We start from the raw sequence: 18,243 nt of genomic DNA, 5'->3' as shown, positions 1-18,243 counted from the left end.
TAAATTCCGTTAAAATTTAATGTATTTTCAAGATATTTTAAAAGGTATTTAAATTAGGAATTTCAATTTTATTTTTAGTGATTTTTAAATTTAAATATTTTTACTTTTAAGGATAACAAAGTGGCTTTAAAAGGTTTTTTAGCAAAAGCTAATGTGATTTTTAAAAATACGCTTTTTTATCTAGCTTGATTTTTGTTTTTTATACCATTTTATATAGGAGATTTTAGTTATATTTCTTGCTTTATATTTGCTTTTCTTTTTTCTAGGATTTATCTTTTGCTATCTCAAGATGATTTAGATAGTAAGATAATCTTGCAAGATAAGTTTTATTTACTTTTAAGACATATTTCGCTTTTTATATCGTGTGTTTGCCTTGCTAAGATTATTTATAATTTTTGTTTTTATGATAAAAGCGTTTATAAGAGCATTGATACTCTTAAAAATCTCGTGCCATTTGCGATATTTGGCTTTGTATATTTATATACTGCTAGAAAAAACTATAATGTTTATTTTAAAAAATACTTAGCTTTAACTTTGGCTATGCTTTGTGCTTGGTGGTATTATGATGATTTTTTAAAACAACCCAATGAGCTTATAACAAGGATTTTAAAATCAGACCTAAAGTGTAGTAACCTTGAAAGAGTTTGCCTTGTACTTGATAAAAGTGTATTAGATGATATAAATAATGATATAAAAGGCAAAAGCTATAATGAGATACAAAAGACTTTAAGCCAGTTAGAATTTAAAATGAAAAATGAATATTTTTATTTTACTAAAATACTTTTGGGCAAAAGTGTTAGCATTAGGCTTGAATTAGAAGATGATAAGATAATTGAGATTATAGTTTCTAGGTTTTAAATTATAGTTTTATTGGAAAATAATATTTTAAATTCTAGTTAAATATTAGCAAAATTAAAATCTTAATTTTGCCCTAAAATAGGGCAAAATTTATAAGGAACCATAAAAACTCGCAAGAAAATATCCAAAAATACTTGAAGTAATAACACCTATAAAACCAGGAATAATAAAACTATGATTTATTACAAATCTTCCTATACGAGTTGTTCCACTTCTATCAAATTGAATAGCTGCTAAATCACTTGGATATGTTGGCAAAATAAAATAGCCATAACAAGCTGGTGCGAATGCTAAAATAACAGCTGGATTAACTCCTATATTTAAAGCTAGTGGCACAAACGCTACAAGTGCGGCTGCTTGAGAATTTACTAATTTAGAAATTATTATTAAAACTATTGCGTAAGTCCAAGGATATTCGCTTAATATATTTCCTAAGCTATCTTTTATCATTTGAGTATGTGTTGCAACCATACTATCAGCCATCCAAGAGATTCCAAATACAGCCACAAGAGCAACCATTCCTGATTTAAATATCTCACTTTTTGAAATATTATTTGCATTAGTTTTTGTAAAGATTATTATTAATGAACCTGCCAAAAGCATAAAAATTTGAATTACTTCAACCATTCCTAAAGGTTTTGCTTGTTCTTTTTTATCGCTAAAAATAATTTTTGCATTTTCAAATTTTTCATTATTAATAATTACATAGTTATTTTCTTGTGTTATTTGTAGATTATTATCAATGCTAATTGCTTTTATATTTTCTTTCGTGTTTTTTACTTTACCATCTTTAATAGTTTTATTTAATTCATTATAAGTAATTATGAGATTTGAATTCTTAATAGGTATTTCTTTCATTGTTTTAGCATTATTATCTACGATTAAAATACTTGCTGAATCAACTTTTGTATTAAATGCAGGTCGTAGATTTGAAAAATATCCTAAAATAGCAACTAAGGCAATAGCACCTAAAAATATCCACATTGATAACCAAGCACTATTAGGTAATTTTTCACCTATTAATGATTTGCACCCACCACCATAAACATATTTTTTAAATTCTTCATCTTTAATTTTTTCTTGAAATTCACTATCTTTATCTAAATCTTTACCCCTAAACCAGCTAAATATTCCAACGCAAAGCACTCCTAAATAAGTTGATGGTATTGTAATTTTAAGTAAGTCCAAATATCCATCAAATCCTGCTAAGTGATGATTACTATTAATAATAAATGCTGTTAGAGTTACTACAGCCACTGATACTGGGCTAGCAATTATTCCAAGTTGTGCTGAAACACTACTTGCTGCCATCGGTCTTTCAGGTCTAATATTGTTTTTAATGGCTATGTCATATACAATAGGTAAAATTGTATAAACAACATGCCCTGTGCCACAAAGAATTGTTAGGGTGCAAGTCGTAATTGGAGCTAAAATACTAATATATTTTGGATTTTTTCTAAGAATTTTTTCAGCTATTTGAAGCATTACATCAAGACCACCACTGGTTTGAAGTGTTGCGCTAGCCACAACAACTGCTAAAATAGTTAGCATAACATCAATTGCTGGTTTTCCTGGTTTTACACCAAAGCCAAAAATCATCACAATAAGCCCAACGCCACCTAACATTCCAAGAGTAATTCCACCTTTTTTTGAGCCATAAAATAGGCAAATACATACAATAGCTAGTTGTATAGCAAATTGTAAAGAATTAGGTAAATTCATAAGAATATCCATTTTTTTATCCTTTAATTAAAAAAAATTGATAAATTTTATATTTAAAAGTTAAATATTTAAATTAATTTTAAAAATTAAGTTTTAATTAATTTAAATATTAGTATTAAATTTTTTACTTGGAATTTGGTCTATTATTTATAAAATGATTTTTGTTGCCATTGTAAATACTTTTACTTAGTAAAATGTGAAAAATTTAAGGAGTAGGTAATGAAAGTAATCATTGAAGCAAAAGCAAAAATTATGGCTGAAAACGAAAATCAAGCAAAAATCAATCAAGAGTTTTTTAAAAAATCTAATTTATATTGCCTTAATTTTATGAGCTCTCCTGGTAGTGGTAAAACCACTCTACTTGAGTATATTATAAAAAATAATTTATTAAAATTATGCGTAATTGAAGGGGATTTAGAGACTAATAAGGACGCTGATAGGATTATCAAAGCAGGTGCTAAAGCATATCAAATAAGCACAGGTCAAAGCTGCCATTTAGACGCAAAAATGATAGATTTAGCTCTAAAAAATCTTGATATTAGTAATTCAGAGTTTTGTGTAATAGAAAATATAGGCAACTTAGTATGCCCTGCATCATATAAATTGGGCGAGAATTTAAATGTTGTGCTTTTATCAAGTCCTGAAGGAAGTGATAAAGTAGCAAAATATCCTGTTATGTTTAAAAGAGCTGATGTAATAGTTTTAACTAAAATGGATATAGCAAAATATTTTGATTTTAGCCTAGAAACTATCACACAAGAAGCAAAAAAATTAAATCCAAATGTAAAAATCTTTTGCGTAAGCAGCACTACAGGCGAAGGAATTGCCGAACTTTGTGAATATTTTAAATCTTTAAGGAGTTAATATGTGTTTATCTATACCATCAAAAGTTTTAAGTGTTGATGAAAATAATTTTGCTATGGTTGATACTTTAGGGATTAAGCGTGGGGTTAGCCTTGATTTGATACCTGAGCAGGTTAATGTGGGAGATTTTGTATTAATTCATGTTGGTTTTGCTATGCAAAAAATTGATGAAGCAGCTGCTAAAGAAAGCTTAGAATTATATAAGCAAATTGCAGATGAGATAGGTAGCGAAGAGATTGAAAGTAGGTTTTTATGAATTACATAAAAGAATATAAAGACGCAAATATTATTAATAATTTAAAAAAACTAATTAATAATGTTAAGCTTGATAGGGTTTATAATGTAATGGAGATTTGTGGCGGGCACACACATTCGCTTATAAAATACTCAATCCCTTCTCTTTTGCCTAATATTAATTTTATTCATGGGCCAGGTTGTCCTGTTTGTGTAATGCCAAAAAGTAGGCTTGATGAAGCTATTTTTTTAGCAAGTATGGAAGGTGCTATTTTTTGCACGCTTGCTGATTTGATTAAAGTTCCTGCTAGTAATACGAGTTTAGAAAAATTAAGAGCACAAGGCAAGGATATTAGAGCGCTTTATAGCCCACTAGAAGTATTAAAAATCGCAAATGAAAATAAAGATAAAAAGATTATATTTTTTGCAATAGGTTTTGAAACTACAACTCCTATGAGTGCGATTTTGATTGAAAAAGTGCTTGAAATGGGACTTAAAAATGTATTTTTTCATATAAATCATGTAAGAGTTCCTGAGCCTGTTGAAGCCTTATTAAATGATAAAGATTGTAATATTGATGGCTTTTTAGCCCCATCGCATGTAAGTGTGATAATAGGAGAAAACGCATATTTAAATATGGCTAATACTTATAAAAAACCATTTGCTATAAGTGGTTTTGAGCCTGTTGATTTAATGCACTCACTATTAAATTTAAGCTTACAATTTAAGAATAAAACTCATAATGTTTATAATGAATATTCAAGATTAGTTAGTAAAAATGGTAATGAAAAAGCTAAAGAATTAATTGAAAAATACTTTAGGCGTGATGATTTTGAATTCCGTGGCTTAGGTGTTATTAGTAATGGCGGTTTGGAGCTAAAAGATGAATATGATTATATAAACGCAAAAAAAGTATTTGATATAAAAACAAATACAAAAGCAGAAAACAAAGCCTGTCTATGCCCTAAGATTTTAAAAGGACTTGCAAAGCCAACTGATTGCAAAGTTTTTGGTAATTTATGCACGCCTAATAATCCAATAGGAAGTTGTATGGTAAGTAGTGAAGGTGCTTGTGCTGCTTATTATAAATACAATAAAATTTAAATTAACTCCTTTTTATAGGAGTTAATATGATTATTTGCTTATAAATCTTAGCCAAATATAGCCTAATACAGCTGATACAAAAGAAGCGCTAAGTATTGCTAATTTTGCGCTATTAAATAATTCAGGATTATTTTCAAATACAAGAGTGTTTATAAAAAAGCTCATAGTAAAACCAATACCTGTTAGTATGCAAACCCCGTATAATTGAACTTTATTTGATGGTAATTTAAAGCCAAATTTACTAGCAATTAAGCAAAAGCTAAAAACACCTAATTGTTTGCCTAAAAATAGACCTAAAAATACTCCAAAAAATACTGCATTAAAATCATTTAAATTAAGACCATTAATCAAAACTCCAGCATTAAATAAAGCAAATAAAGGCAATATAAAATAATTTATATAAGGTGTCAAATCGTGCATTATGTGTTCTAAAAATTCTTTATTATCTTTAGTATTTAATGGTATGAAAAACGCACACGCCATACCAGCTAAAGTCGCATGAACTCCACTTTTAAGAACGCAAACCCAAATAAATGCACCAATAATCACATAAAGGCTTTTTATACAAATATGCAAATAATTTAATAATAGCAAAATAGCTAAACCACAAGTAGCAAGGCTAAGACTTAAAATACTTAGCTCATTTGTATAAAATAAAGCGATTATAATAATTGCAGCAACATCATCAAATATTGCAAGGCTTAGTAAAAATATTGTTAAAGATTTTGGAATTTTATTTCCAAGTAATAATAAAACTCCTAAAGCAAAAGCAATATCAGTTGCAGTCGGTATCGCAAAGCCTTGTAAAGCAAAGCTATCGTTTATATTAATTAAACTATAAATTATAGCAGGGACAATTACTCCGCCAAGTGCTGCAATTAGTGGCAAACTAGCAGCTTTTATATTGCTTAATTCTCCTATTAGAATTTCTTTTTTAACTTCTAATCCAACCCAAAAGAAAAATATAGCCATAAGCCCATCATTTACCCATAAAGTAAGTGGTTTTATAAGGTTTAAATCTCCAAAAATCACACCTGCTTTATAATTAGTAATGAGTTCATAATAAGTGTTTAGATTTGAATTTTTAAGAGCTAAAGCAAGTATAGTCATAAAAATCAATAAAATTGGAGCAAAAAGCTCGTGAGTTATAATTTTTTTAAGCATAATATCTCCTTGTTAAAAATTATTTTTTAGCAAGAAAAGTTTGCAATACATTAAACGAAAGCTCATTTAAGCATTGATAGGCAATGCTATTTTGCATTAATTCATTTTTTGTTTTATTAGAAAATGCTTTTGTTAAAGAAAAGCAATTTTTAAAATCACTATTATTTAAACCACAAAATATTATTAATTTTTTATCATAAATTTTACAAATTTGATTAATTTCTCCGATTACTTTTCCCATCAAACTTTGATTATCAAAAGCACCTTCTCCTGTTATTATTAAATCAGAGTTTTTAATCAATTCTTCAAGATTTAAAAGGTTTTTAATGTATGAAAATCCACTTTCAAATTCTGCATTTAAAAATGCTTTAAAGCCAAATCCAAGCCCACCAGCAGCCCCACAACCTTGAAATTGTGAATAATCTTTAGTTAAATATTTTTTACAAACTTTTGCAAAATTTTTTAAACCCAAATCAAGCATTTTAATTTCATCATCATTTGCACCTTTTTGCCTTGCATAGACATACGCTGCACCATTTTCTCCATATAGTGGATTTTTCACATCACAAGCTATTTTAAAGCTGCAGTTTTTAAGCTCTTTTAATACATTTTTATCATTTATTTTTGCAATTTTTATTAGATTTTCTCCGATAGGTTTTAAAATATTTTCAAATTCATCTAAAAATTCGTATCCTAAAGCACTTAGCATTCCTATTCCAGCATCATTTGTAGCCGAGCCACCAATGCCTATTATAAACTCATTTGCACCATTATTAATAGCGTCTTTTATAGCAATACCTAGTGAAATTGTGCTAGTTTTGCAAGGATTTTTTTCATTTTCATTAAGAGCGATTAATCCTGCAAATTCTGCCATTTCAAAATATGCTTTATTTTCTTTTAAAAGATAATAACCCTTATAATCTCTAATACCATAAGCATTTTTTAAGTTTAAATAGAGTTTTGTAGCATTGATTTTATCATTTATACTTTCTAAAAAACCTTCTCCACCATCAGAAATAGCTAGTTGAATTGAGTTTATATTTAATTTATCGCAAGATTTTTTGATAGCTTCGTTTGCTTGTTTTGAACTAAGAGAGCCTTTAAAGCTATCACAAATAATTAATGCTTTCATTTTTTTATCCTTTTAATTACAAAATAAATTAGTAAAAAACTAAAAAATAAAGTAGCACTTATATCAAGTATAAATTCATTCATAAAAAATCTCCGTTTTTTTAGGTAGCATTAGGGTATTATCTGTGTATTTTAAATATTTTAGCTTTAGTGCATAAATTTTGTGATTTAGTGCAAAATTAGCAGCCTTATATGTATTTAAATAAAGCCTTTTTTGGGTTTCATTTGCTAATAATAATTTTCCTATTATTTGAACGCCTTTAATTGGATTGTTTGTATAAATTGCTGCACTTAATAATTCATCTAATTTAATATGCCTTGAAGTAGGCGATGAGATAAAAAGCAATGCTTCATTAATCTCATCAAATTTATAAAATAAAGTAGCCGAATAAGGCTCATTTGTAGAAACTACGCAAATATTGTTAGAATTTAAAAACTCATTTATTTTAGATTTCAATATCAATACCAACAGGACAATGATCAGAGCCCATTACATCGCTTAATATAAAGGCGTCTTTTAAATAAGGGGTAAGATTATTTGATATGAAAAAATAATCAATTCTCCAACCAACATTTCTATTTCTAGCAGCTGCACGATAGCTCCACCACGAATATTTTTCAGGAATATCTCCGTTTATATATCTAAATGTATCAACAAACCCAGCATCAAGCAATCTATCAATCCACTCACGCTCAATTGGTAAAAATCCACTTGTTTTTTCATTAGCTTTTGGGTGAGTTAAATCTATTGGGCGGTGTGCTGTATTTACATCTCCACAAATTATGATTTTTTTACCTTCTAATAATAATTTTTTTAAATATTCTAAAAAATCATCATAGAATTTCATTTTATAATCTAATCTTTCATCACCGCTTTGTCCGTTTGGAAAATATATATTAAACAAAACAATATCTTTAAAACTATGCTCTAAAACTCTTCCTTCATCATCAGGAAAAAATTGGGCAAATCTACTCTCGCATTCAAAATTTAAAAAGCTCATAACACCAGAATATCCAGCTCTTTTTGCTGAATTTGATTTAATATCTTTAAAGCCTAAATTGTTTATATCTTTTGGAAATTTATCAGGTGTTGCTTTTATCTCTTGAATACCTAAAAAATCAGTAGGGTATTTTTCTAAAAACGAAAACCCATCTTTATCACAAATTGCTCTTAAACCATTTACATTCCACGAAATTAATCTCAAAACTATTCCTTAAATTAAGTTATTTATAATGATAAAAACTATACAAAAAGGTAGTAAATGTTAAAGATAAATCCAATTTTATTTAATTTTGTTTTAAGTGCATATATAATTGCTTTGAATTATTTTTCTATGCTTGCATTTTTGAGTAATAAAATAAGTGATATTTATTTTTTTACAATAGTAAATATTATATATTTTACATTGATATTTTTAGTTGTTAATATATTATGTTTTTTTAGAATTTTGGCTTATATTTGTTCTATTATTTTAATAATATGCACTGGATTTAGTATATATTTTATTAAAACTTACAATGTAGTTATTGATGGAAATATGGTAGCTAATGTATTTTTAACAGACAAAAGAGAAATGAGCGATTTATTTTCTTTATCCTTTGTATTTTTTATATTATTAAGCGTTGTATTACCAATAATTTTGCTAAGATTTATCAGTATAAAAAAAGGTTATTATCTAGCTAAAATAGTTTCAATTATTTTAAGTGCTATATTGATTTTTGTCATAGTATTTACTAATTCTAGAACTTTTATACCTTTTATTAGAACTAATGATAACATAAGATATTACAATGTGCCTTTTCATCAAATATATTCTGCTATCAAAATAACAAAATCAAAATTCACTCCTAAAGAAGAGATGGTAAAAATAGGGCTTGATGCTTCTATTCAAGATGATAATGAGAGTAAAACTTTTATTTTAGTAGTAGGAGAAACTGCAAGGGCAAAGAATTATTCTTTAGGCGGATATACTAAAAACGATACTAATTTTTATACTAAGAATTTAAATATTAATTATTTTAGTAATTTTACATCTTGCGGGACTGCCACTGCTCAATCTTTACCTTGTATGTTTTCATTGCATGATAGGGTGGATTTTAAAAAAGGTGAAAATTATGAGAATGTTTTAAATCTTTTAAATCGTTTTATTGATGTGCGTTGGATAGATAATAATTCTGGTGGTTGTCAAAATGTTTGTAATGACATTAATTCTATTATTAAAAGTAAAGATTATGATGGATGGTTAGTTGATGAAACTAAGAATATATTAAAAAGTAAAAAAGATAAAAATACATTAATAATAGTGCATTTGCAAGGTTCTCATGGGCCAAGTTATTATCTTAGATATCCAAAAGAATTTGAAAAATTTACTCCAACTTGTAATACAAATAAATTGCAAGAATGTAGCGAAGATAATTTATATAACACTTATGATAACACCTTGCTTTATACTGATTTTATAGTGGCTAGTTTGATTGATGTTTTAAAGACTGATAATGCTGATAAAAAAGCTTTATTTTATCTAAGTGATCACGGAGAAAGTTTAGGAGAAAATGGGTTTTATTTGCACGGAATGCCATATTATTTAGCACCAAAAGAGCAAATTCAAATTCCGGCTATTTTATGGACTAATTATGAGTATAACAATAAAGATAAACTTGATTTTAAACTATCTCAAGATAATTTATTTAGTTCTTTATTAGGGTTTTTTAATATTTCTACAAAAGATTATAGGAAAAACTATGATTTATTTAGTATAGATTTAGAAAATAATTTATAAATAATATAAAAAATAAAATATTTATAAAATTTTTATTTAGTTTAATATTATTTTAATAATTGTGTGGTTATAATACGCCATTCCTTGTTTTAAAGGGTTGCAGCTAATAAATCGTTAATCATTTTTCAACTATACTCCTAAATGCAACCCTTTTAATCTCTTCAATATTTACGATTTTTACATATTATTTTTACTTTAATTTATTTGATATTTTTTAAGGAGATTGTATGAGAAAAATATTATTAGCTTTAGGTATTTTGGTATCTTTAAGTGCTAATGAAAGTTTGTTTGAAAAGGGTGAATATAAAAAAGCTTATCCTAATTTTAAACAAGAATGTAATAAAGATAATTCTAATGCTTGTTATAGATTAGGAGAGATGAATGAATTTGGATTAGGAACTGGAATTTCTTATTCTTATGCTTATAAATATTATAAAAAATCTTGTGATTTGAATAATAAAAAAGCTTGTGGAAGTCTTGGAAAAATGTATTATCTAGGACTTGGCGTTAATAAGGATATAAAAAAAGCGAATGATTTATTAGATAATGCTTGTAAGAATGATATTTATGAAGCTTGTGATAATTATGCTTATTTACAAAAAAAAGAATATAAAGAATTTAAACAAGACGAATTATTTAAAGCTTGCAATGGTGGAATTGCTAATTCTTGTATAGAACTTGCTAATAATTTAAATCCTAATCAAGGAATTGATTTTTATTTAAGAGCTTGTGGTTTAGGTGATGATTATGGTTGTCAGATGGTGTCAAATTGGTATTTAACTACCCAAGTTGTTAATAATAAAATATCTAATTTTTCTGATTTAAGCGATAAAGAGTGTAATAATAAAAATTATAAAGCTTGCAAGTCAATAGGAGATGTTTATAGATATTTAAACAATATAGAAAAAACTCAAATGTATTATGAGCAAGGATGTGAATTAGATGATAAAGATTCTTGTGCTAGCTTAGCGGTATTACAAGAACATAATAATGATTTTGAAAAAGCTATAAAAAACTATGAAAAATCTTGTAAGATTGGCGATGGTTATTCTTGTTCTAGACTTGGATATATGTATGAAGATGGATTAAAAGATAATGATAAGACATATATCAAAACAGATTCTTCTAAATCAAAAAAATTCTTTCAAAAAGCTTGCGAATTAGGTTTTACTAAAGCTTGTAATTAATATTTTATACATTTTTTTGCCTTTTTTTGTAAAAATTATATTTTTTGCACTGAAGGGCAATAATAGAATTTATATATTTTCGTTAAATTAACCTTGTTTTGAAATTCAACAAGGAGAAATATTATGGCGGAAGCTGGAAAAATTATTAAATTAATAGGCGATGTTAAAGCTATTAATGTTAATGGTGAGAAGTCACTAAATGTAGGCGATGCAGTATCACTAAATGATACTATTAGAACAATCGGAAAAGATACAAGTGTTGATATAGAACTTAGCAGTGGCAAAGTTTTACATATTGTAGGAGATAATGTTGCAAAGATTGATAATAGTATTTTAACAAGTGAAAGCTTTGAAAATGAAGCTGCAATTGATGATAAAATCAATAACTTAATCAATAACTTAGTAAATAACAATGGAGAAATAGAATTAGACGCAACTGCTGCTGGTGAAGCTGGTGCTGCTGGTGCTACTGGAACATTAAATGATGTTGTATTTGACCAATCAGGTAGCGAAAGCACAGTTTATGCAGATGTATTATCAAGAGAAGTTGATAATAATGTTATTACTAACTTTAACAACAACGGCTTAGGTGCTGCAAATCTTAATGATTTATTAGCACAAGGTAATCAAGTAACACCTGAAATTAATGGAGAAGCTAACAATGGCGAAATTCCTACAATTCCAGGAAATAATGGTGCTAATGACAATGTAGTTCCTGAAAATCCAGAAAATAATACAGGAAACAATACTCAACCTGAAGTTAAACCTGAAGAAAAACCTGAAAATACCGAAGATGTTGTAACTCCAGAAGTTAAACCTGAAGAAGATAAAACTGAAGATAATACTCAACCTGAAGTTAAACCTGAAGAAAAACCATTAAATTTAACTGCAAATGTATATGATAAAGATTCTAATATTGTAGATGGTAAATTAACAAATGGAACAGAATTTACTATAAAAGGTAGTGGAGCTACACCTAATTCTGAAGTAACAATAAATGTTATTGGTTATACATTAGATGGTAACAATGTAGCTCAAATCCATTTCCCTGTAAAAGTTACAGCTGATGCTAATGGTGATTATAACTATACTTTTGACTTATCAAATGCTGAATTATTATATAAATATCATGTTGAGAATGGTAATAATAGTGTAGATAGCTCATTTAGTGTAGATAATATAGCTCCTGTAATAACAGATACTAAAGTAGAAGTTGTAGAAGGAAATGTAGTAGTATCAGGTAAAACAGAGCCAGAAGCGGTAGTTTCAACTCCTAATGGAGATAAGGCGACGGCTGACAAAGATGGTAATTTTGTAATTACTATTCCAAATGCTAGTGATAAGGTAGAAATTAGTGCAACTGATAAAGTTGGCAATACAAGTGTAAATCCAGCAATTATTGAAGTTCCAGCTTCTGAAAATAAACCTGAAGAAGATAAAACTGAAGATGTTGTAACTCCAGAAGTTAAACCTGAAGATAAACCTGAAAACACTGAAGACAATAAACAACCTGAAGAAGATAAAACTGAAGATGTTGTAACTCCAGAAGTTAAACCTGAAGATAAACCTGAAAACACTGAAGACAATAAACAACCTGAAGAAGATAAAACTGAAGATGTTGTAACTCCAGAAGTTAAACCTGAAGATAAGCCAGTAGCTCCAGTATTTGATAAACTTGTTATTACAGAAGTAAATGGTGATGATACTATAAAAGATCATTCAGCAACAGTTGATAGCAATAGCTTAGTGCTTAAAGGTAAATTAGAAAATTATCAAGGCGTAGCAGGAGATTACGAATTTGATATTCAAAGTAATATATTAAATAGTGTTGTAAATGATATTAAAGTTGTTGGACACATTGATGCAGATGGCACATTTACAATCAATCTTGATGCGAATATTATTGGTAATAATATTGGTTTAATTCAAGTTAAATTTGAAGGTAAAGCAGATGTTGTTACTATATTAGAAGCTGCAAGTAAAGAAGTAGATGCTAAAGTTGATGTTGAAATTGCAGGCAATGGTGTTAATGTTGAAAATACTTTAAATAATAATAAGGTTCTTACAATTAGTGGAACAATTAAGCCAGTTGATGCTAATGGAAATGCTGTTGAATTTGTTGAAAATAAAGCTCTTGTTAAAATTAATGATAAAGTTGTTGATGTTACATTTAATAAAGATGGCTCATTTACAACTACTTATACTCCAGAAAAAGATGGAGAAGTTAAGGTAGAAGTAACTTATAATGTAAATGATAAAATAGTATCTGATGTTGCTACAACGACAATAGACACTACAGCTCCATTATTAGGAGAATTAACAGGAACTCCAGATTTAAATGGTAATTATGTTGTAGAAGGTAAAACAGAGCCAAATGCAGTGGTAACAATAAATGGTAAAACTGAAGTAAAAGCTGATGCTGATGGTAACTTTAAAGCAACATTAAATGATGTAAAAGATGGTGAAAAATTAGAATTAGTAGCTAAAGATGAAGCTGGAAATATTAGCAATGTTGGTACAATAAACGCTAAGTTAGATACTAAAGAAGGCACTTTAGAATTTAAAGTATTCCAAGGCGATGAAGATGGATATTTCAACAACTTAACTGAAATTCCAAATGGTGGTAGAACATTTGATACTACTCCAACATTTATAGGTAAATCAGTTGCTAATGATACTTTAGTATTATTATTTGTAAAACCAAATAATGCTACAGGTAAAGATGAAGCAATTATGAAAGAATTCCAAGCTGCACCAGATGGAACATTTACATATACTCCTGATTTAACAAACAGAGTAGATGGTAGTGGTTGGGAAGTTGGAACATATAAAGTATATTTATCAAGCTTAAAAACAGGAGAAATGAAAGAATACTCATTTAGTTTAGATTTAAATACAGCTAAAGATGAAGTGGTTAATAATACAACAACTCCTGAAGTAATTGTTCCAAGTGTTGGAAATGGAATTAAAGTATCTATATTTGAAGGTGATGAATCAGGCGATCACAATAACTTAAAAGAAATTAGCAATGGTTCAACTACAGTAGATGCTAATCCTTTATTTAAAGGTGAGATTAATGCTAGTGGTGTTAAAGCAATGCAAGTATTTATCACTTATAATGATAAGTTAATTAAAACTGATTCAGTTCTTGCTGTTGATGGTAAATTTAAATATGTTCCAGAATTAGGTTGCAATAACTTTGGAGATTATAAGTTTACATTTAATGTAATTGGAACTGATATTAAAGGTGAAGCTAGCTTAAAACTTGTTGCTGATACTCAAACAAATACACCTAGCGTAGATAATACTACAAGTGATGTGGTTGTAGGTTCAGAAAACGGAATTATTAATATTAAACCAAGTGAAGATGCAAATAAAGTTCCAAGTGTTGATAATACTACAAATGGAAATACTAGTGATTCAGAAAACGGAATTATTAATATTAAGCCAAGTGAAGAAACAGATAATACACAAAACAAATCTGCTTTAGAATTTAAAGTATTCCAAGGCGATGAAGATGGATATTTCAACAACTTAACTGAAATTCCAAATGGTGGTAGAACATTTGATACTACTCCAACATTTATAGGTAAATCAGTTGCTAATGATACTTTAGTATTATTATTTGTAAAACCAAATAATGCTACAGGTAAAGATGAAGCAATTATGAAAGAATTCCAAGCTGCACCAGATGGAACATTTACATATACTCCTGATTTAACAAACAGAGTAGATGGTAGTGGTTGGGAAGTTGGAACATATAAAGTATATTTATCAAGCTTAAAAACAGGAGAAATGAAAGAATACTCATTTAGTTTAGATTTAAATACAGCTAAAGATGAAGTGGTTAATAATACAACAACTCCTGAAGTAATTGTTCCAAGTGTTGGAAATGGAATTAAAGTATCTATATTTGAAGGTGATGAATCAGGCGATCACAATAACTTAAAAGAAATTAGCAATGGTTCAACTACAGTAGATGCTAATCCTTTATTTAAAGGTGAGATTAATGCTAGTGGTGTTAAAGCAATGCAAGTATTTATCACTTATAATGATAAGTTAATTAAAACTGATTCAGTTCTTGCTGTTGATGGTAAATTTAAATATGTTCCAGAATTAGGTTGCAATAACTTTGGAGATTATAAGTTTACATTTAATGTAATTGGAACTGATATTAAAGGTGAAGCTAGCTTAAAACTTGTTGCTGATACTCAAACAAATACACCTAGCGTAGATAATACTACAAGTGATGTGGTTGTGGATAGCAATAGCCAAGATAACAATGTATTTAACTTTAAAGTATTACAAGGTGATGAAGGTGGATATTTCAACAACTTAACTGAAATTCCAAATGGTGGTAGAACATTTGATACTACTCCAACATTTGTTGGTAAATCAGTTGCTAATGATACAATAGTATTAGGATTTGTAAAAGCTAATAATGCAACAGGACAAGATGAATTAATTATGAAAGAATTTCAAGCTGCACCAGATGGAACATTTACATATACTCCTGATTTAACAAACAGAGTAGATGGTAGTGGTTGGGAAGTTGGAACATATAAAGTATATTTATCAAGCTTAAAAACAGGACTTGTTAAAGAATTTGCATTTACAATAGACCTAAATACAGCTAAAGATGAAGTAGCTAATGATAACAATGCTAATGTAGATGTGGTTGTTCCAAGTGAAGTTGTTGTAAGTAATAATCATATTACAATCAATGAAGGTATTTACTATCAAGCAAATAGCAATAGTGCTATTGAAAAAATTAATGGTTATGTAACTGATAGCGTAAGCCCAGTTATTACAGGAACTGCAAAACCAGGTTCAGAATTAATAGTAAATCTAGTTAATGATGCTACAGGTAAGGTTGAAAGCTGGACAAATATTACAATTTGGGATAGCGGTAAATTTGAAATCGGCTTAACAGGTGAAAAAGGCAACTCATATCATTATGAAGTATTTGATTGTGTAGCGTGCAAACCAGTTGGCGAACCAGCAATTAGTCATACTTTTGAAATCAATGCAGGTAACTTTATTAACCTTAACCCAAGTGCAATTTTAGGAGATGATGCTGGAATTAGTATTCCAACTATTAAAGAAGAAAAAGTTGAAGCTAAAGATGAAACTAAAGTAAATGTTGGGGATATTTTAGATACTCAAAAAGATATCTTTAATGAAACTATAGCTCAACCAACACAAGTTCAAGAGGGTTATATTAATCTAAAACTAGGTTCAGTTGCATTTGATGCGGCTTCTAAAGAATTAACACATTTAGATGAATTTAATAATATAAACCACCACTCTTAATATATAACTTGAGCTAGTAATAACTAGCTCAAGCTTTTATCTTTTTATAATATTCAAAATTATTAGAATTTTTAATTTAATTATTATTTTTTTTAATTATTCAAGCTCAATTATTTTATATTTTTATTGGTTGTTGTAAGTATATTTGTAATGGGTGTATGTTACATATAGCAAAATTTTTAAAATATTTGATTGTAAAAATTGCTTAAAACTTTGTATAATAGAGTTTTAAAGCTTTAAAATTAATATATAAAACCATGCACTTATAATATATATTTTTTTATGAAACTTTACAAAATATATAATATAAATCCTATAAATGAGTATTTTTGTGATTTTGAATATGGTTTAAGGTTTTAGCTAGTGTTAAAATAAAGTTAAAAAATATACTTTATAAAATTCCTTGCAATTCTAATACAACGCAGTTTTAAGTTAATTTTTAAAATAAATCAAAATCTAAAAATACTTTTAATTATAATTTAAAATATAGTTAAATTATATGATTTTTAATGAGTATTAATATTAAAATTAATAATTTTATAAAGAAATTAATAATATGCTCAATGATTTAAAATATACGCATTTATAAATAATACTAGCAACAAAATTAGTATTCACTTATAAAATTAAGTATAATAATATTTTTGCTTATGTGTTATTAATGAGATTTCGTATATTTTAAATTAGATTATTATGATTTGTAATTTTTATAAGAAATAAGAACATTTGATAAAATTAATTTAAAAGCAGTCTTTAAAGACTGCTAACATTATTTATAGTTTTTGATTGATTCTTCAAGTATTTTTGTAGCTTCAGCTATGCCTTTAAAATCTTGAACTTTTACCCATTTACCTTTTTCTAATGCTTTGTATGTTTCAAAAAAGTTTTTGATTTTTGCAAGTTTGTGTGGTGCTAGGTCTTCTAAAGATTTGATATTATCATAGCTTGGATCAATTTTGCTAACAGGAACTGCAAGTAATTTTTCATCCATACCGCTTTCATCTTCCATAATTAAAACACCAATTAAACGGCAAGGAATAACAGCACCTGCTTGAACTGGGTATTCATTTAATACAAGCACATCAACAGGATCACCATCAGCTGCAAGTGTATTTGGCACGAAACCATAATTTGCTGGGTAAAACATAGCCGAATACATAACTCTATCAACCATGATTGCCCCACTATCTTTATCTAGCTCATATTTAATATTTGAGCCATAAGGAATTTCTATAACTGCATTTAATTTCTCTGCATTTCCACTTTTAATTTTTGTAATATCCATTTTTTTTCTCCTTGATTAGATTTTTTTCTTAATTTCTTCACTCATATTTGCAACAATTTCTTCAATTGTGCGTTCGCCGTTGATTTGTATATGTAGATTTTTTGCTTTATAAAAATCTAAAATATCAGCTAAAGGCTCGGTATATACTTTCATACGATTATTAAATACTTCTTCATTATCATCAGCACCCCTAGCACGACCTAAAACTCTATCTTTTGCTACTTGTTCGCTTACAAATACTTCAATAACAGCACTAAGATTTACTTCGTTTGATTTAGCTAATTCATTATCAAGTGCGTGCATTTGTTCAACGCTTCTTGGGTAACCATCTATTAATATAACATCACTTGGAGCTTTTTTAAGTGCGCTCATAATTGTATTTACAACTATTTGTAAAGGCACTAGATTTCCTTTTGAGATAAGCTCGTTTATTTGTTTTCCTAATTCGCTTCCACTTGCAACTTCAGCTCTTAATAAATCGCCTGTTGAATAGTGTGTGTAGTTTTCGTTTTTAGCAATTATGCTAGCATCAGTAGTTTTACCACTACCAGGTGCTCCTATAATTAAAAATAATTTTTTCATAGTGTTTCCTTTCATAAAA

The 18,243-nt window shown here is 27.9% G+C and carries 14 protein-coding genes; 7 read left to right on the top strand and 7 right to left on the bottom strand.

The window, feature by feature from the left end; translation table 11 throughout:
• Positions 1–192 precede the first annotated feature (192 nt).
• Positions 193–858 carry a hypothetical protein gene (locus tag AVBRAN_RS05480; RefSeq protein ID WP_239802678.1) on the top strand — a complete coding sequence of 222 codons (666 nt, stop codon included), beginning with the start codon at positions 193–195 and terminating at the stop codon, positions 856–858.
• 90 nt (positions 859–948) lie between these two features.
• Here AVBRAN_RS05480 and AVBRAN_RS05475 read toward each other — a convergent pair whose 3' ends face one another.
• On the bottom strand, positions 949–2,592 hold the full coding sequence (locus tag AVBRAN_RS05475; RefSeq protein ID WP_239802677.1) for an anaerobic C4-dicarboxylate transporter: 1,644 nt from the start codon (positions 2,590–2,592) through the stop codon (positions 949–951).
• Positions 2,593–2,799: 207 nt separating this feature from the next.
• On the opposite strand from AVBRAN_RS05475, the gene hypB reads away from it, so the two are divergent.
• Genes hypB through hypD form a run of 3 tightly spaced genes read left to right on the top strand, consistent with a single transcriptional unit; the run spans position 2,800 to position 4,782 of the window.
• Positions 2,800–3,444, top strand: a complete 645-nt coding sequence (hypB, locus tag AVBRAN_RS05470) for a hydrogenase nickel incorporation protein HypB (RefSeq protein ID WP_214117951.1) — start codon at positions 2,800–2,802, stop codon at positions 3,442–3,444.
• 1 nt (position 3,445) lies between these two features.
• The gene (locus tag AVBRAN_RS05465; protein ID WP_239802676.1) at positions 3,446–3,700 is read left to right on the top strand and encodes a HypC/HybG/HupF family hydrogenase formation chaperone; all 255 of its coding nucleotides are present in this window, start codon (positions 3,446–3,448) and stop codon (positions 3,698–3,700) included.
• Positions 3,697–4,782, top strand: coding sequence for a hydrogenase formation protein HypD (hypD, locus tag AVBRAN_RS05460; protein WP_239802675.1), 1,086 nt, complete (start codon positions 3,697–3,699; stop codon positions 4,780–4,782). Before AVBRAN_RS05465 ends, hypD begins: the two co-directional genes overlap by 4 nt.
• A 30-nt stretch (positions 4,783–4,812) precedes the next feature.
• Here the strand turns inward: hypD and nhaA are convergent, their stop codons facing one another.
• From nhaA to AVBRAN_RS05440, 4 genes are all read right to left on the bottom strand, one after another.
• Positions 4,813–5,946: a Na+/H+ antiporter NhaA gene (nhaA, locus tag AVBRAN_RS05455; RefSeq protein WP_214117954.1), complete on the bottom strand. Its 1,134-nt coding sequence runs from the start codon at positions 5,944–5,946 to the stop codon at positions 4,813–4,815.
• A gap of 19 nt (positions 5,947–5,965) precedes the next feature.
• Entirely contained in the window at positions 5,966–7,078 is a 1,113-nt protein-coding gene (locus AVBRAN_RS05450) for a glycerate kinase (protein WP_239802674.1), read from the bottom strand.
• Between the two features lie 75 nt (positions 7,079–7,153).
• On the bottom strand, positions 7,154–7,534 hold the full coding sequence (locus tag AVBRAN_RS05445; RefSeq protein ID WP_214150058.1) for a hypothetical protein: 381 nt from the start codon (positions 7,532–7,534) through the stop codon (positions 7,154–7,156).
• Complete coding sequence (locus tag AVBRAN_RS05440) at positions 7,524–8,282, bottom strand: exodeoxyribonuclease III (RefSeq protein WP_214117957.1); 759 nt, start codon at positions 8,280–8,282, stop codon at positions 7,524–7,526. The genes AVBRAN_RS05445 and AVBRAN_RS05440 overlap by 11 nt, the downstream gene beginning before the upstream one ends.
• Positions 8,283–8,339: 57 nt before the next feature.
• Between AVBRAN_RS05440 and AVBRAN_RS05435 the strand changes: the two genes are divergently transcribed.
• The 3 genes from AVBRAN_RS05435 (at position 8,340) to AVBRAN_RS05425 (ending at position 16,357) form a co-directional block, all read left to right on the top strand.
• Positions 8,340–9,857: a phosphoethanolamine--lipid A transferase gene (locus AVBRAN_RS05435; protein ID WP_239802673.1), complete on the top strand. Its 1,518-nt coding sequence runs from the start codon at positions 8,340–8,342 to the stop codon at positions 9,855–9,857.
• Positions 9,858–10,084: 227 nt separating this feature from the next.
• Entirely contained in the window at positions 10,085–11,044 is a 960-nt protein-coding gene (locus AVBRAN_RS05430; RefSeq protein ID WP_214117959.1) for a tetratricopeptide repeat protein, read from the top strand.
• Positions 11,045–11,167: 123 nt separating this feature from the next.
• Entirely contained in the window at positions 11,168–16,357 is a 5,190-nt protein-coding gene (locus tag AVBRAN_RS05425) for an Ig-like domain-containing protein (RefSeq protein ID WP_239802672.1), read from the top strand.
• A gap of 769 nt (positions 16,358–17,126) precedes the next feature.
• Here the strand turns inward: AVBRAN_RS05425 and ppa are convergent.
• Together ppa and AVBRAN_RS05415 are read right to left on the bottom strand one after the other, a co-directional pair.
• Entirely contained in the window at positions 17,127–17,642 is a 516-nt protein-coding gene (gene ppa / locus AVBRAN_RS05420; protein WP_214118956.1) for an inorganic diphosphatase, read from the bottom strand.
• A gap of 15 nt (positions 17,643–17,657) precedes the next feature.
• Positions 17,658–18,224 (bottom strand): adenylate kinase, encoded by a 567-nt coding sequence (locus AVBRAN_RS05415; RefSeq protein ID WP_214118960.1) that lies wholly within the window; start codon positions 18,222–18,224, stop codon positions 17,658–17,660.
• Positions 18,225–18,243 lie beyond the last annotated feature (19 nt).

This window comes from Campylobacter sp. RM12651, assembly GCF_022369475.1.
Lineage (GTDB): Bacteria > Campylobacterota > Campylobacteria > Campylobacterales > Campylobacteraceae > Campylobacter_E.
The sequence above is the reverse complement of the archived record's forward strand: the minus strand, read 5'-3'. Positions and strand labels throughout refer to the sequence as shown.

Coding starts and splice junctions, on each gene's coding strand:
- AVBRAN_RS05475 (WP_239802677.1), bottom strand. CDS start 2,592: ATGGATATTCTTATGAATTTACCTAATTCTTTACAATTTGCTATACAA.
- hypB (WP_214117951.1), top strand. CDS start 2,800: ATGAAAGTAATCATTGAAGCAAAAGCAAAAATTATGGCTGAAAACGAA.
- AVBRAN_RS05465 (WP_239802676.1), top strand. CDS start 3,446: ATGTGTTTATCTATACCATCAAAAGTTTTAAGTGTTGATGAAAATAAT.
- hypD (WP_239802675.1), top strand. CDS start 3,697: ATGAATTACATAAAAGAATATAAAGACGCAAATATTATTAATAATTTA.
- nhaA (WP_214117954.1), bottom strand. CDS start 5,946: ATGCTTAAAAAAATTATAACTCACGAGCTTTTTGCTCCAATTTTATTG.
- AVBRAN_RS05450 (WP_239802674.1), bottom strand. CDS start 7,078: ATGAAAGCATTAATTATTTGTGATAGCTTTAAAGGCTCTCTTAGTTCA.
- AVBRAN_RS05435 (WP_239802673.1), top strand. CDS start 8,340: ATGTTAAAGATAAATCCAATTTTATTTAATTTTGTTTTAAGTGCATAT.
- AVBRAN_RS05430 (WP_214117959.1), top strand. CDS start 10,085: ATGAGAAAAATATTATTAGCTTTAGGTATTTTGGTATCTTTAAGTGCT.
- AVBRAN_RS05425 (WP_239802672.1), top strand. CDS start 11,168: ATGGCGGAAGCTGGAAAAATTATTAAATTAATAGGCGATGTTAAAGCT.
- ppa (WP_214118956.1), bottom strand. CDS start 17,642: ATGGATATTACAAAAATTAAAAGTGGAAATGCAGAGAAATTAAATGCA.
- AVBRAN_RS05415 (WP_214118960.1), bottom strand. CDS start 18,224: ATGAAAAAATTATTTTTAATTATAGGAGCACCTGGTAGTGGTAAAACT.